The organism is Vibrio maerlii (assembly GCF_003415655.1).
In the GTDB taxonomy this organism is placed as follows: domain Bacteria; phylum Pseudomonadota; class Gammaproteobacteria; order Enterobacterales; family Vibrionaceae; genus Vibrio; species Vibrio maerlii.
The window spans coordinates 1-875 of sequence record NZ_QRHC01000037.1 but is presented as its reverse complement, the minus strand read 5'-3'; the positions used below and the strand labels follow the sequence as shown (position 1 = coordinate 875).

At 45.8% G+C, this 875-nt stretch carries 1 protein-coding gene; it reads right to left on the bottom strand.

Annotated elements, in window-relative coordinates:
* Positions 1-333 precede the first annotated feature (333 nt).
* On the bottom strand, positions 334-875 hold a 542-nt coding region (locus tag DPF91_RS21805), incomplete at its 5' end, for a flagellin (RefSeq protein WP_277392967.1).

Genomic DNA, 875 nt, shown 5'->3' with positions numbered 1-875 from the left:
AGAGAGCTAGAGAGCTAGAGAGCTAGAGAGCTAGAGAGCTAGAGAGCTAGAGAGCTAGAGAGCTAGAGAGCTAGAGAGCTAGAGAGCTAGAGAGCTAGAGAGCTAGAGAGCTAGAGAGCTAGAGAGCTAGAGAGCTAGAGAGCTAGAGAGCTAGAGAAAAAATAAGAGGTTGGCGTGTATACGTCAACCTCTTATTTTTTCTATTTCGTTTGTTTGCCAGAATCTAGATATCTAGTTTTCCAGAAGCGGAGCGCTCTCGTTATCTAAGGATAAAAAACAACAAACCCAGCCGAAGCTGGGTTTGTATTAAAACGTTCCTGAGAACTAAAGCGATTAACCTAGTAGGCTTAGTGCCGAGTTTGGTGCTTGCTTCGCTTGAGCTAGGATTGAGCTTGAAGCTTGAGACAGAATCTGAGACTTAGTCATCGCCGTTGTTTCCTTAGCGAAGTCAGTGTCTTTGATGCGGCTCTTCGATGCGTTCACGTTCTCGTTAATGTTGTCTAGGTTGTTGATAGCGTGGTCAAAGCGGTTCTGGAATGCACCCAGCTCTGCACGGTGGCTATCTACATATTTAAGTGCTGCATCGATGATTGCAACAGACTCTTGTGCACCACCTACTGACGTTACATCGATAGTATCAACCGTCACAGCTTGAGCAGCGCCCATGGTCAGGTCACCCGCTAGTGCGCCAGAGAACGTCACTGCGCCGTCAACTTTGTTGTTACCTGCAAACATCTGTAGTTTGCCATCTTCGTCTACTGACGCTTTTACGAAGTCTTGTTGACCGTTGATGTAAGTCGCTACTTCTTCAATATCATCGCCTTCTTTTGCGTTGATAGTGATACTTTGTGCATTACCAAATGTGTCGTTAAACG